Below are 14,669 nucleotides of genomic sequence, written 5' to 3'. Positions count from 1 at the left end.
ACCCCCGCCTCCCTGCATGTCATACGTGCTGGTGGAAGCGGGGGTTGCGCGCTAAAGAAACGATTTAGTTGGCCCGGCCAGTTTCCTTGCGGTACTTGCGGTAGTAGCGGCGGCCGTAGTGGACAGTGCCTACTGCGGCGATGGCCACAATGACTAGGGCGATGATGCCGATGATGGTGGTCAGGGTGTAGTCACCCTCGCCGGCGGTGCCCAGCGGGGTATCCCACACGCCAAGGCCCCAAATGATGATGCCGGCAGCCGGGAGGCAAGACAGGATCAGACCCATGCCCACCCAGGTGGAGGTGCGCAGGAGGGAAGAGTGAGGAGCACCAAAGGACACTGGATCGTAGCCCTCAATATAGGTGTCCTGAATCTTGCCGGAGAACTCTGGGTAGGTCTCGCTGGCGTAGTCAGCGACTGCGTGGGTGTTATCGCTCATGGCGGAGTCTTTCTGTCTTTCTCTCGTTCCTAGTATTCCTACGGAATAACCTTAGCTTAGTCGTCCTTGCCACGGAAAGCAGCACGTGCACGTTCGCGGGTAACGGCAGATACTGCGGTCAGTGGGACGCCAGCCGGGCAGACATCGGCGCACTCACCGTAGAGGGAGCAGTGGCCGAAGTTGGATTCCAAGTCAGCAACCATGTTGCGGGCACGGCTGCCGCGCTCTTCCTTACCCAGCGGCATCATGGACAGGTGAACCAGCTTGGCACCGGTGAACAGGTGTGCCGCACCGTTCGGGCAGGCAGCAACGCAGGCACCGCAACCAATGCAGGCTGCGTGGTCCAGCGAGTACTCGGCGGTCTCGTGGTTGATGTGCATGGTATCGGCATCCGGTGCGGTGCCGGCATCCATGGATACGTAACCGCCCTGTTCCATCACGTGGTCCAGTGCGGAGCGGTCAACCACCATGTCCTTGATGACGGGGTACGCAGCGGAGCGGAAGGGCTCCAGCTGAATGGTGTCGCCATCGTTGAAGTTGAACAGGCGCTGCTGGCAGGCAGGGGTGTTCTGACCAGGGCCGTGTGGGCGACCGTTGACGGTCAAACCACAGGTACCGCAGATGCCCTCACGGCAGTCAGAGGCGAAAGCGAACGGCTCTTCACCGCGCTCAATGTAGCCTTCGTTGACGTGGTCCAATAGCTCCAGAATGGACATCTGCTCGGAGGCATCATCCACCCGGACGGTTTCGAATTTACCTTCCTGGGTGGGTCCGGCTTGACGCCAGATCTCAAGTGTCAATTTCATTACTTGTAGTTCCTTGTCATCAGCGGGATCGAGTCAAAGTACAGGGGTTCTGCGTGGCGGATGAACTCGTTCTTGTTCTCGCCCGGCTCCCAGGCGGAAACGAAGCACCAGTTCTCATCGTCACGCTCGGCTTCGCCTTCTTCAGAAAGGTGATCTTCGCGGAAGTGAGCGCCGCAAGACTCATCGCGGTCAAGGGCATCGATGCACATGAGCTCACCCAAGTCCAAGTAATCGGCAACGCGCAGGCCGTATTCCAGGACTTGGTTCATGTCATTCGCCTCACCAGGGATGCGGACGTTCTTCCAGAAGTCATCGCGCAACGCGCGGATCTTCTCGATGGTGTCCTTCAGGTCTTCGACGTTACGGGACACACCGCAGCCGAAGTACAGCAGGTCACCCAGCTGGCGGTGGTAGTGGGACGGACCGTGCGGGTCATCGCCGTGGACCTGCATCAGCTTATCGATGCGCTCCTGGGACTTCTGCACGGCTTCCTGTGCCTCAGCGGAATCCTCGGCCAGCTTGTCCTCGTTGAGGTGGTCAGCCAAGTAGTTCGGGATGGTAAACGGCAGGGTGAACCAGCCGTCGACGGAAGCCGAAAGCAGGGAATTAGCGCCCAGGCGGTTAGCACCGTGGTAGGTCCAGGAGCACTCACCGGCGGCGAAGAGGCCGTCAATAGAGGTCATCTCGTTGAAGTCGGTCCACAGGCCGCCCATGGTGAAGTGGCAGGTAGGAGCGATGCGCATTGGGGTCTCATACGCGGACTCACCAATGGCCTCTTCATACATCTGAATGAGGTTGGAGTAACGCTCGCGGATCTTATCCTTGCCCAGACGCTCGATAGCGTCACGGAAGTCAAGGTAGACCGAGTTCTTCAGCGGTCCAACGCCCAGACCCTTGTTGATCTGCTGGGAAATTGCACGGGAAGCAACGTCACGGGGAACCAAGTTACCGAAGGCCGGGTAGCGGCGCTCCAAGAAGTAGTCGCGCTCTTCCTCCGGAATGGTGTTCGGGTCGCGGTCATCGCCCTCTTCCTTGGGCGACCAGATGCGGCCATCGTTACGCAGGGACTCCGACATCAAAATGGTCTTGGACTGCCAATCGGAGTTGACCGGCAGGCCCGTCGGGTGGAACTGCACGAACGCCGGGGAAGCCAGATAAGCGCCCTTGTCATAAGCGCGCATCATGGCGCTGGCGTTGGAGTTCTTCGCCAGGGTGGACATGTGGTAAACGTTGCCGTAACCACCGGTACCCAGGATGACGGCGTGGCCGGTGAAGGCCTTGAGCTCACCGGTAATCAGGTTGCGGGTGACAATGCCGCCCGCGCGCTTCTTGCCGTTGTCCTCATAGGTGATGATGTCCTGCATATCGTTGTGGGCAAAAAGCTCCACATTGCCCAGGCCGATCTGACGGTACAGTGCAGAGGTCGTGGACAGCTGCAGCTGCTGACCTGTTTGACCACGGGTGTAGTAGGTACGGGAGACCTGCACACCACCGAAGGAACGGGTGGCCAAGGTGCCGCCGTATTCACGGGCAAACGGCGCGCCGATGGCGTTCATGTGGTCGATAACACGAACGGACTCGTTAGCCAGGCGCCAGCAGTCAGACTCGCGGCAGCGGTAGTCGCCGCCCTTTACGGTGTCCTTGGTGTGGCGGTACGCGGAGTCGTTATCCACCTTCTTGGCGCGGGAGGCGTTGACACCACCCTGCGCAGCAATGGAGTGCGCGCGGCGCGGGGAGTCGTGGTAGGTAAAGACCTTGACGCCGTAGCCTAATTCACCGAGAGCTGCCGCAGCAGCACCCGCGGACAAGCCGGTACCTACGACGAGGACCTCGAACTTGCGGCGGTTCAGTGGGGAGACCAGGTTCATGTGGTCAACGTGGTGAGCCCACATATCCTTCATCGGCACGCCGTGCGGTTCCTGGGATTCCAGGATATTACCAGCGGAGACGCCCTCAACGATGGACTTTGGGTGCGAGAAGTTGGGGTGTTCACGCTTGAGTTCAGTAGTAGTCATGGGTTCCTATCTCCTTTAGCTGACCAAGCCCAGGGCAACGGACAAAGGCATAACGATGTTGCCGATGCATACAACGGCCGGGATGATGTAGGCCAAGACCAAGAAGGTCTGACGCCATTTTGCACCGGTAATACCCAGGTCAGATGCGGCGAGGCGAATGCCGTGGGTCAGGTGCAGGAAGAGGCAGCACATTGCCAGCACGTAGAAGATGGTGACCGGCCAACGGCTAAAGGTTTCGATCATATTGGCCTTGACGGAGCCTTCAACGAAGCCCTCTGGGGCCATCGGCTGTACACCCAAGGTGAGGTCCAGCAGGTGGAAGATGATGAAGAGCAGCAGCACGACACCAGTTACCAGCATGGACTTGGTGGCGAAGGAATCCAGGCCACCCATCAGGTTGGTGCGCTTGAACTTGCCGCGGGATGCCTTGGAGCGGGAAGCCAAGGTAAAGGCACCGTAGATGTGGGCCAGAATTGCCACGATCAGCACGATGCGGATGATCCACAGGGCAGAGCCGTGCGGCAGCAGCGGTTCACCCATAGAGCGCAGGAACTCGCCGTACTCATCCAGGGCGGGCTCACCGTTGTGTGCCGGCATGTACAGCTTCAGGTTGCCGGCCATGTGGCCGACGACGAAAAGCGCAAAGAGCAAACCGGTAACGGCCATGATGAGCTTCAGTACCCACGATGGCGTTCCGGGCTGCTGACGAATTGGTTCATTAGTGATGTGGCCGTGAGCGATTGCCTCACGGTCCGGATTTCTTAAAGTCATGACACCTCCATAGTCGTACTTACCTTAACTGGGCTTAACCGCTGGTTACTAGTTATTTTCGAGCGGCCAATTGCTCCTGGTTCGCAAGCGCGACTAGGCGGTGAGATCTTTTAGGTAAGGGTATCCTGAGAACAAGAATGCGAAAACGCTGTTACCTTGGGTACCTTCATTTCCGCAATGCAGATGTTTCATATTTGTAGCCCAAATTGTGAGCTTCGCCACTCCATGTTGCGCAAGTGATTAACCCACCCCTTTATGTGTCAAACTTTCGCATGAAACCCCACAAACAGCGTGTCCAGGTAGCGAAGAGTCTTCACAAAATTTTCGCCATAAAGATGCACAGCCGCGCTCGCTACTAGTAACCTTTGGCGCATGAGTAAGACGTATGTGGGATCTCGCCTTCGCCAGCTTCGCCGCGAACGCGATCTCAGCCAAGCCTCCCTAGCTGGCACCCTCGGCCTTTCCGCTAGTTACGTCAACCAGATTGAACACGACGTCCGCCCGCTGACGGTGCCGGTGCTGCTGCGCATTACCGAGGTCTTTGGCGTCGACGCCACGTTTTTCTCCCGCGATGATGATTCCCGCCTCCTCGCAGAGATCCAGGACGTCATCCAAGACAAGGAGCTATGCCCCTCCCCAGTGGAACTGCAGGAGCTATCGGAGCTGGTGTATAACCACCCCACCGTTGCCCGCACGCTTGTCGATGTACACCGTCGCTACCGCAATGTGCGCGATAAGCTATCGCTGGCTACGGATACGAGGCGGACATCGGAAAGCGCAGCCGCCTTATCCATGCCGCACGATGAGGTGCGCGACTTCTTTTATGCCCGGCAGAATTATCTGGACGGGCTGGACCATCACGCGGAGGAGCTTGCCGGTGACCTCGGCGTTTCCGGATTCGGCATTCGCAATACCGAACAGGCGCTGGCGAACCGGCTGCGCGAGAAGCACGGCGTAGAAATCGAGCTCACGGCGCAGATGGATGGCACGCTGCACCGCTTTGACCGCGAGAGCGGGCAGTTCACGCTTGCCTCGCGCTTGAGCGAGGGCCAACGCGCCTTCCGCATGGCCGCCGAGCTCGGCCTGCTCGAGGCCCAGGAGCAAATCTCCGCGCTCGTGGCCGATGAACCCTTTACCTCTGATTCCTCCCGCAGCCTGGCGCAACGCGGCTTGGCCAGCTACTTTGCAGCCGCCACGCTCATGCCCTATGCCATGATGCACAGCGAGGCCGAGCGCGCCGGCTACGATGTGGAGTATCTGTGCCAGGTCTTCGGCGTGGGATACGAGACGGTCGCCTCCCGGCTTTCCACCCTGCAGCGCGATAACTTGCGCGGCGTTCCGTTTACCTTCGTGCGCGTGGATCGCGCCGGCAATATGTCCAAGCGGCAATCCGCCACCGGCGTGCACTTTTCCAATAATGGCGGCACCTGCCCGCTCTGGAATGTCTATGAGACCTTCACCCGCCCGGGGGTCATCTCGCGTCAGCTGGCGCAGATGCCTGATGGGCGCAACTACCTGTGGATTTCCCGCGCCGTGCAGCACCACCAAGGGCGCTACGGCGATACCAATAAGCTCTTCGCCATTGGCCTGGGCTGCGAGGCCCGCCACGCCGATCGCACGGTCTATGCGGAGGGCCTCGACCTCACCAATCTCCACGCCGCCACCCCCATCGGTCCAGGGTGCCGGACCTGCGCCCGGGAAAACTGTTCGCAGCGCGCCTTCCCTCCCATCAACGAAGCGATCGATATCGATATCCACCGATCAGCAGTCGCGCCTTACTAGCTGGGGTCGTAGCCGCGCACAGAGAAACGGCACCGCGGTCCTCCTTTCTGGAGAACTCTGCGGTGCCGTTATGCGGTATAGGGAACGCTTGTTTAGAGGTTGATCATGTGGCCGCTGATACCCTCAGCGGCTTCCTTCATGGCCTCAGACAAGGTCGGGTGAGTGTGTACGTTGCGGCCGATTTCCTCAGTGGTCAGGTCGAAACGCTGAGCCAAGGTCAACTCTGGCAAGAGCTCCGACACGTTGGAACCCACCATGTGTCCACCGATGAGCTCGCCAAACTCGCCATCAGCAATAAGCTTGACAAAGCCGGCGGTCTCATTCAGGCCGGCTGCCTTACCGTTTGCGGAGAACGGGAAGGTAGCAACCTTGATGTCCTTATCCGGGAACTTCTCCTTGGCTGCCTCTTCGGTGTAGCCAAAGGATGCGACCTGCGGGTTGCAGAAGGTAGCGCGCGGCATGTTGTTGTAGTCACCCAAGAGCTGGGTTTCTGCATCAGCAATGGTTTCTGCCGCTACAACGCCTTGAGCCTCCGCCACGTGTGCCAGCTGCAGCTTCGCGGTGACGTCACCGATAGCGTAAATGTGGTCAACGTTGGTGCGCATACGGTCATCGATGTCGATGGCACCGCGCTCAGTAAGCTCAACGCCGGTGTTCTCAAGGCCAAAGCCCTCAACACGCGGGGCGAAGCCGATGGAAATCATGGCGCGATCCACGGTCAAGGTGTCCTGCTTGGAACCGTCCTTGGATTCCACCTCAACGGTGACATCGTCGCCGTTGTCCTTCACAGAGGTGGTCTTGTAACCGGTCAGGAGCTTAACGCCAAGCTTCTTGTACTGCTTAGCAATCTCCTTGGATACGTCCTTGTCCTCGTTCGGCAGGACGCGGTCCATGAACTCCACGATGGTGACGTCCACACCGTAGTTGGCCAGCACGTAAGCAAATTCCATGCCGATGGCGCCGGCACCCACGATGACCATGGACTTTGGTGCTTCCTCGTTCAGGATCTGCTCTTCATAGGAAACGATATTGCCGCCCAGTTCAACGCCAGGCAGGGACTTGACCACGGAGCCGGTGGCGATGATGCAGTCATCGAAGGTAACGGTCTTACCTTCGTCATCGCCCTCAGTAATCTCAATGGTCTTATCGTCCTTGAAGGAACCCAGACCGTTGATCTCGGTGATCTTGTTCTTCTTCATCAGGTAGTGAACGCCCTTGACGATGCCCGAAGAAACCTTGCGGGAGCGCTTGTGAGCTACACCGAAATCAAAGGAAACATCGCCGGAGATGCCAAAAGCCTTCGCCTCGTGGTTGAAGGTGTGGGCAACCTCTGCATTCTTCAGCAGCGACTTGGAGGGAATACAGCCTACGTTGAGGCAGACTCCGCCCCAGTACTGCTTTTCAATAACAGCGACTTTCTTTCCAAGCTGAGCTGCGCGGATGGCGGCAACGTAGCCGCCAGGGCCCGCACCGAGTACTACTACGTCATAATGTTCGTTAGTCACGCCCTACAGGATACGTAACTTTGTCCTCAATGTCGCGTAATTGGTCACACTTGGGGGCACCCCACCCCAAGCCGCGGTGAGGATAGGGAAAGGGCCCTGCAAGGGGGGGGCATCGGCAAGCAGCAGATGCACCCCGCAGGGCCCTTAAGCAACCGTGGCCTTAAATCACGCCCAAGGATGCTAGCAGCTTGGAATATGCATCCATTGCAGAGTGGATGAATGGCCCAATGAATTCATTGAAGGACACGAGGGCGGAATCAAAAAGGTTCATTGAAGTTCTTTCTCTTGATGGGGCGCGAGTACACAAACTCGCTGCTTAGCTTTTCACACTAAAAGCACTAACGCAGCCGTTACTGATGTTATTACAGGTGTGTTACTACAGGTGCCAACCGCGTCACGCCGTGCTTCATTGGGAAATTATGACATAGAAACCTCAGTTGTCCCAGCATTACTTATCGTTGATAGCGAAAAAGGCAATGAAGGTATGCCTACCCCCGCTACTCCCCCACATCAGTGAAAGTCTTTACCGGCAGGCATTTATTGGGCACTATTAATGGTTAGGTCTACATGTAGGAATACTAAATATACTTCCCTCAACATGCCGATTTTTCGCGGCCGAAGTATAGTTATCGAGTCCACTCCCCACTGGAAAGAAGCACCATGAAGCGTCTTAATTCTATCCTCGCGGCAGCTGCGGTTTGCACGGGCTTAGCTTATGCTCCCGTGGCGGGCGCAGCCGAGCTCACCCCGCAGCAAGTGGCGGGCGATACCGCACAGTCCACGATTTCCCCGCTGGAACCTACCCCGGAGATCGAGGGTAAGTCCTGGTACAAGAAGTACAAGGACGACGCACGCGTTGAAAAGCTCGAGGCAACCTCGCCGGCAATGAATGACCGGAAGATTCCGCTGGCCGTCATCCGCGCCAAGAGCGAAAACCGCCCAACCATTTACCTGCTCAATGGCGCAGGCGGAGCAGAACAAGACATGGATTGGCTGAAGCTTTCTGATGCCGTTGATTTCTACCACGAAAAGGACGTCAACGTCGTAGTCCCGCAGGCCGGTGCATTCTCCTACTACACCGACTGGATCTCTGAGCCGAATTCAGAATTCCTGCAGGGACCACAAAAGTGGGAAACCTTCCTGACCAAGGAACTGCCGGGTGCCATTGAAAAGCACATCAACGCGGATAACCACCGCGCCATTGCAGGCATGTCCATGTCCGCTACCTCTTCCCTGCTGCTGGCACAGCACAACCAAGGTTTCTACGATGCAGTGGGCTCATACGCAGGTTGTGCCGCTACCGCTTACCCGCTGGAGCGCCAGGCCGTAGAGCTGACCGTCAACCGTGGCGGCGGCAGCGTGGACCAGATGTGGGGCCCATATGGCTCCGAGACCAACCGTTATAACGACGCCATGATGAACGCCGATAAGCTGCACGGTACCGAGCTCTACATTTCTTCCGGTTCCGGCTTGGCAAGCGAAGAGGACACTTATAGCTACCTGCGCTCTATGGGTCTGAACCAAGAGGAAGCAGTACGCGGATCCTCCACCCTGCAGGTTGAGGGCGGCGGCATCGAAGCTGGAGTGAACTACTGCACCCACAACTTCAAGGCCAAGCTTGACCAGGCCGGAGTGCCAGCCACCTACAACTTCCGCAATACCGGAACCCACTCGTGGCCGCACTGGAAAGAGGATCTGAAGGATTCTTGGCCAGTTTTCGAGCGGGCATTCAATAGCTAAATTTCGGCTGCGCGTGACGGGCGGTAGGATCGCAATATTATGACATTGCTTCCTACCGCCTTTTCGCGTGCGCATACTGATCCTTATACCGGCGTGGACTTCAACCTTGGTTTTGAAGTCACCCACTACACGCTGGACTTGAACTACCGCGTGGAGCCTAACCTGCTGCAGGGTGAGGCCATTTTAAACGTGCGCGCGGTGGAAGAGCTGACCTCCTTCACTTTGGACCTCGGCGGGGCGATGGTGGCGCGGCGCGTGACCGCCAAGCACGCCCCGCGGGTGGCTAAATTCCGCCAATCTTCCGGGAAGCTGCGCCTGCGTTTTGCGTCCGAAATTCCCGCCGGTACCGAGTTTGAGCTGCACATTCGCTACGGCGGCAGCCCGCGCCCCATCCGTACCACATGGGGCGAAATTGGCTGGGAGGAAACCGAATCCGGCTCGTTGGTGGCCAGCCAGCCTAATGGCGCACCCAGCTGGTTCCCATGCGATGACACGCCTTCAGAAAAGGCACCGTATGACATCATCATCACCGCCGATAGCCCCTTTACCGTCATTTCCAATGGCGAGTTGGTCTCCCGCAAGGCCGGCGGTTCCACCACCCGGTGGCACTACCGCACTCGCCACCCCATGGCCACATACCTGGCAACGGTACAGGTAGGCGAGTTCTCTTCTTATTCGCTGGGGGCTGATACCCAGGCGTGGGCGCCGGCGTTCTTGCGCGAGCGCGTACGCGAAGAGTTTTCCCGGCAGCAGGAGATGGTGGATTTCTTCTCCTCTATTTACGGGCCTTATCCCTTCCCCACCTATCAGGTCGTCATTACCGAGGATGAGCTGGAGATTCCCCTCGAGGCCCAAGGCCTGTCCATCTTTGGTTCCAACCATGTGAAGGGTGATCACGCCTTCGAGCGGCTCATCGCACACGAGCTGTCCCACCAATGGTTTGGCAATTCCGTTGGCCTTTCTGAGTGGAAGGATATTTGGCTCAATGAGGGTTTTGCCTGCTACAGCGAGTGGTTATGGGGTGAGCACAAGGGAGGCGCGTCCGCGCGCGAGGCGGCGCGCTCGCATTATCAGGTCCTGGCCCGCAAGCGCCAAGACATCAAGGTTTCTGATCCAGGCGCGCGCGATATGTTCGATGACCGCGTGTATAAGCGCGGCGCCCTCGCGGTGCACGCCATTCACCGGCTGCTTGCCGATGCCTTCTTCCCCACCCTTTCCTCCTATCTCACCCAACATCAGCACTCCGTGGTCGAGCCCTCCGATCTCCTCTCCGCCTTCCGGGAGGCTGCGCCGGACGCCGCTCTTTTCGATGCCACCGTTGCCACATGGCTCGATGAAACAGCGTTGCCTAAGTTTCCGGATTAGTGGTTTTGGTTGCGTTTTAGGTGCGTTTTGGGCGTGTTTGGTTGTAGCTGGGCCCGTTTGAGTGGGAAATGTACAGTCTATTGACCATTTCCTTTCTTGCTGTTGCGCTGGCGTTTTATTGGATTAAAATAGAACATGAAAGCGAAACAGGAAGGAGGGAACCATGGAAACTGCAAAGCACACGGAAATCAATTCAGCCATTTCAGATGTGGCTGCGGGGCTTACGCGCCTGCGCAACCTTATGCAGAATCCGGACGATCTCTCCTTCGAGTTGCTCCACCCCAACTTCGAACATTTAGAGCGAGCGCTGGGCAATAAATCCACCATCGATGCCGCCTTTGCCTTCATTGCAGAGCGCGATGATGCCGGCAGGCGGGTCGGCTCCTCTAAGGCCAAGGACTACTTAGTCGCTCGCCTTGGCCTCACGGAATCCGAAGCCGCTGCCCGCCTGCGCAATGGCAAGAACCTCTTTGCTCCCATCGAGGATCCTGAACCTACTCCCCCGCCAGCAGACGACGAGGCGGACGCGGTGGCGCAAAAGAAAGCCGAGGAGGAAGCGCGCCGCCGCGCCGATCGTGAGCGCCGGGCGGAAGAACAACGCCGCAAGAAGCTCTTCGAGGAAGACCCCATCCCGGAGCGCGTCCTCAACCTCATCGAACGGGAACTGCGCAACCTCAATAAGTTCGCGGTTCCTGGGCCGCGAGAGCTGCGCAATAAGGCTCTAGAGGAAGCCAAGCGCCGCTCCTATGAGTCCCTGCGCGATTGGCTACGTCAGGCCATCCGCAAGGCGAATAAGCATGCCGTGGATCCCTCCGGGAAACGCGATCCGCACGCGGCCACGCGCAAGCGCCGCTTCAGCATTTCTCACCAAGATGCAGACGGTGGCGTGCACATCTCCGGCTACCTTGATGCCTCCGCCGCTGCGGTCTTGGCTAGTGCCTTCGCCCCTGCCAAGAATAAGGGCAGCGAAAGCCTGAGCCCCGAAGACGATACGCGTACCTATGCCCAGCGCATGGCGGATCAATTGACCGCGGCTCTAGGTAGCTACTTGTCCGCAGGGCAAAAGAAATCGGACGGCCTCGGCTCCTTCTTTGTGGCCACTACCCTTGAAGAGCTACAAGCGATGAACAGCGACACCCGCTTCACCACGAGCGTGGGAATCGACCTACCCCCGCTCGATCTCCTCCGCCTGGGCGCTGCTCAGCACGACTTTTTCTGCGCCGTCGATGACAAAGGCTTCCCGCTCGAGCTCGGGCGCACCAAGCGCACCGCGTCGCTGTGGCAAAAGCTGGCGCTTGCCGCCAGTGAAATCGTGTGCACCCACCCGGACTGCAACCGGCCGTGGCAAGACTGCGATGTCCACCACCTGCAGGCATGGTCCCACGGGGGAGCTACAGACCTCCGGAACCTCACCCTGCTCTGCCGTCGGCACCACGTGGACAATAACGATAACCGCGATGGCCACAATGGCATGGGGCATGCGGAAAGAGACCCGGAAACGGGACGCGTGGGCTACCGCTCAGCGCATACCGGCGGGCTTTCGCCCTCGGTGGAGCTCAATAACTCCCCCGCTGCAGAGCAAGCCCCGGCGCGCAAGCTCGCCGACCCACCTGCTCAGCCTCATGAACCGGTGGATTCACCACACGGTTCCCCGGCCGAATCGCCACAAGCTTCAGGGACGGACTCACCATCTTCTCCGCCGCCTCCCGGTGCAGCGTGAGCTGCCCTACTATCCACCCGCGACCGTGCCTTCAGGCCGTACGATCATGCCGTACGGCCTAGAAGTGCGTGTACAAGCGTTTTGGGGCTGTCCACGCGCAGCGCTTATGCGGACTCCCCTACACTGGAGACTCATGCACACCATGCTCGTTACTGGCGGCGCCGGCTTCATCGGCGCCAATTTCGTGCGCCTCATGGCCAAGGTGCGCCCAGATACCCGCATCACAGTCTTGGATAAGCTGACCTACGCCGGCAACCGGGATAACCTTGCGGGGCTCGATGTGGAATTAGTGGAGGGCGATATCGCGGACGCTACGGTGGTGAATCCGCTCGTCGCCAAGGCGGATATCGTCGTGCACTTCGCCGCCGAATCCCATAATGATAATTCCCTGCGGGATCCGTCCCCGTTTATCCACACCAATGTGGTGGGCACCTATACCCTTCTAGAGGCGTGCCGGACAAACGATGTCCGCTTTCACCACGTTTCTACCGATGAGGTATTCGGGGACTTAGAAGTTGGGGCGGATACCAAGTTCACGGAGGATACCGCATACGCGCCCTCCAGCCCTTATTCGGCTACCAAGGCGAGCTCCGATCACCTCGTGCGGGCATGGGTCCGATCCTTTGGCCTGCGCGCCACCATTTCCAATTGCTCAAATAATTACGGGCCATACCAACACATCGAAAAGTTCATCCCGCGCCAAATCACCAATATCCTCTCCGGGCATACCCCCAAGCTCTACGGCACGGGCGAGCAGGTTCGAGACTGGATCCACGTCGACGATCACAACGCGGCGGTGCTAAAAATCATCGAGGAAGGGCGGATCGGCGAAACGTATAATATCGGCGCTGACCAGCCGGACATCGATAATAAGCGCATCATCGAGATAATCTGCGAACTCATGGGCCACACCCAGGAAGGTCGAGCCCTGTACGAGCACGTGGCGGACCGGCCCGGCCATGACCAACGCTATGCCATGGATGCCTCCAAGCTGCGCCGCGAATTGGATTGGCATCCCCGCTATACCGATATCCGGGCGGGACTGGAAGATGCCATCGCCTGGTATCGCGATAACGAAACGTGGTGGCGCTCCCAAAAGGAATCTGTAGAAGCCCGCTATAAAGAGCAAGGACAGTAATTATGCAGGTACACAACACCGCCATTAAAGGCCTACTCATCATTGAGCTAGACGTGCACGGGGATAACCGCGGCTGGTTCAAGGAAAACTGGCAGCGCGAAAAACTTAGCGAGGCCGCGCCAGATCTGGCTTCGTTCCAGCCGGTGCAAAATAATATTTCTTATAACCGCACTGGTGCCACGCGAGGGCTGCACGCCGAGCCCTGGGACAAGCTCGTCTCCGTCGCGCACGGCAAGATCTTTGGCGCGTGGTGCGATCTGCGGGAAGGATCCGAAACTTTCGGGGAAATCGTCACCCATGAAGTGGGGCCGGAGACCGCCGTATTTGTACCGCGCGGGGTTGCCAATGGCTTTCAAGCGCTCGAGGAAACTTCCTACTCCTACCTGGTTAACGAGCACTGGTCCCCCGATGCTCGCTATACCGGAATCAACCTCGACGCCGTGGAGTGGCCCCTCGAACCACGCGAGGTATCAGAAAAGGATAAGCGCCTGCCGGCGCTTGCAGATGTAGAGCCCATGCCTCCCCGCACAATCCTCGTTACCGGTGCGAATGGTCAGCTCGGCAGGGCGCTGAAGCGGGTTCTCAAGAATGCCGAGTTCTGCACCCATACGGAGTTCGACATCACCAATCCCCCGCAGCGCCAGTGGAAGCAATACGAGGCCATCATCAACTGCGCCGCCTACAACGACGTCAATGGCGCCGAGGACGATCGCGCCGCCGCCTGGGCCGTCAACGCCGAAGCCCCGGCGAAGCTCGCCCGCATCGCTGCCGAAAACCAGCTGGCCTTCGTGCACGTATCCAGCGACTACATCTTCGATGGATCCAAGGAGCTGCACACCGAAGACGAGACCCCCTCGCCCCTATCCGCCTACGGGGCGTCGAAGGCCGCTGGCGAAACCGCCGCTCAGACTGCACCGCAGCATTATGTTGTGCGCACCTCGTGGGTATTTGGCGATGGCCCGAACTTCATCGCCACCATGCGCCGCCTCGCCGAAGCGGATAAGGAGCCGAAGGTCATCCATGACCAGCGCGGGCGCCCCACCTTTGCCGAGGATTTGGCGAAGGGCATCGCGCATCTCTTGCGCACCCGCCCCGAGTACGGGATTTATAATATCTCCAACTCCGGCGATACCGTCGGGCGCGATGAAATGGCGATGTCCGTATTCATCGGCTTAGGCCACGACCCATCAGAGGTCACGCCGGTAAGCACCGAACAGTATCGGGAAATCGCCGGACCCGAGGCACCACGGCCCAAAGAATCGACGCTTGCCCTAGATAAAATCGAAGCCACGGGCTTTTCCCCGCAGAATTGGCGGGCCGCCCTCGCCTTGTACCTCGCGCTGTACCCTAGCGTTCCTGGCGAGCCCAGCAAGGCCAGCGAGGAGTAG

Annotated in this window: 11 protein-coding genes; 6 read left to right on the top strand and 5 right to left on the bottom strand. The window is 58.8% G+C overall.

Going from position 1 to position 14,669, the window contains the following annotated elements; genetic code table 11:
• Window positions 1-64: 64 nt before the first annotated feature.
• From ACLI1T_RS01180 to ACLI1T_RS01165, 4 genes are read right to left on the bottom strand one after another with little or no spacing between them, the layout of a single operon-like run.
• Window positions 65-439, bottom strand: coding sequence for a hypothetical protein (locus ACLI1T_RS01180; protein ID WP_411702824.1), 375 nt, complete (start codon window positions 437-439; stop codon window positions 65-67).
• Between the two features lie 56 nt (window positions 440-495).
• Window positions 496-1,245, bottom strand: a complete 750-nt coding sequence (locus tag ACLI1T_RS01175; protein ID WP_284628488.1) for a succinate dehydrogenase/fumarate reductase iron-sulfur subunit — start codon at window positions 1,243-1,245, stop codon at window positions 496-498.
• Window positions 1,245-3,260, bottom strand: coding sequence for a fumarate reductase/succinate dehydrogenase flavoprotein subunit (locus ACLI1T_RS01170; RefSeq protein WP_411702823.1), 2,016 nt, complete (start codon window positions 3,258-3,260; stop codon window positions 1,245-1,247). Before ACLI1T_RS01170 ends, ACLI1T_RS01175 begins: the two co-directional genes overlap by 1 nt.
• Before the next feature lie 15 nt (window positions 3,261-3,275).
• The gene (locus ACLI1T_RS01165) at window positions 3,276-4,031 is read right to left on the bottom strand and encodes a succinate dehydrogenase cytochrome b subunit (RefSeq protein WP_023030021.1); all 756 of its coding nucleotides are present in this window, start codon (window positions 4,029-4,031) and stop codon (window positions 3,276-3,278) included.
• A gap of 372 nt (window positions 4,032-4,403) precedes the next feature.
• Here ACLI1T_RS01165 and ramB point away from each other — a divergent pair, with 372 nt between their 5' ends.
• Entirely contained in the window at window positions 4,404-5,813 is a 1,410-nt protein-coding gene (gene ramB, locus ACLI1T_RS01160) for an acetate metabolism transcriptional regulator RamB (protein WP_005276562.1), read from the top strand.
• Window positions 5,814-5,905: 92 nt separating this feature from the next.
• On the opposite strand, the gene lpdA is transcribed toward ramB, so the two are convergent.
• Window positions 5,906-7,318 (bottom strand): dihydrolipoyl dehydrogenase, encoded by a 1,413-nt coding sequence (gene lpdA / locus ACLI1T_RS01155; protein ID WP_005276561.1) that lies wholly within the window; start codon window positions 7,316-7,318, stop codon window positions 5,906-5,908.
• Between the two features lie 660 nt (window positions 7,319-7,978).
• Here lpdA and ACLI1T_RS01150 point away from each other — a divergent pair.
• The 5 genes from ACLI1T_RS01150 (at window position 7,979) to rfbD (ending at window position 14,669) form a co-directional block, all read left to right on the top strand.
• Entirely contained in the window at window positions 7,979-9,058 is a 1,080-nt protein-coding gene (locus tag ACLI1T_RS01150; RefSeq protein WP_023025062.1) for an alpha/beta hydrolase, read from the top strand.
• A gap of 39 nt (window positions 9,059-9,097) precedes the next feature.
• Window positions 9,098-10,423 (top strand): M1 family metallopeptidase, encoded by a 1,326-nt coding sequence (locus ACLI1T_RS01145; RefSeq protein WP_411702822.1) that lies wholly within the window; start codon window positions 9,098-9,100, stop codon window positions 10,421-10,423.
• 163 nt (window positions 10,424-10,586) lie between these two features.
• Window positions 10,587-12,143: a DUF222 domain-containing protein gene (locus ACLI1T_RS01140; RefSeq protein ID WP_411702821.1), complete on the top strand. Its 1,557-nt coding sequence runs from the start codon at window positions 10,587-10,589 to the stop codon at window positions 12,141-12,143.
• Window positions 12,144-12,276: 133 nt separating this feature from the next.
• Window positions 12,277-13,281 carry a dTDP-glucose 4,6-dehydratase gene (rfbB, locus tag ACLI1T_RS01135; protein WP_298695101.1) on the top strand — a complete coding sequence of 335 codons (1,005 nt, stop codon included), beginning with the start codon at window positions 12,277-12,279 and terminating at the stop codon, window positions 13,279-13,281.
• Between the two features lie 2 nt (window positions 13,282-13,283).
• Window positions 13,284-14,669, top strand: coding sequence for a dTDP-4-dehydrorhamnose reductase (rfbD, locus tag ACLI1T_RS01130; protein ID WP_411702820.1), 1,386 nt, complete (start codon window positions 13,284-13,286; stop codon window positions 14,667-14,669).

This window comes from Corynebacterium tuingiense, from assembly GCF_046718165.1.
In the GTDB taxonomy this organism is placed as follows: Bacteria; Actinomycetota; Actinomycetes; order Mycobacteriales; family Mycobacteriaceae; genus Corynebacterium.
This window is presented reverse-complemented; position numbering and strand designations above follow the sequence as displayed.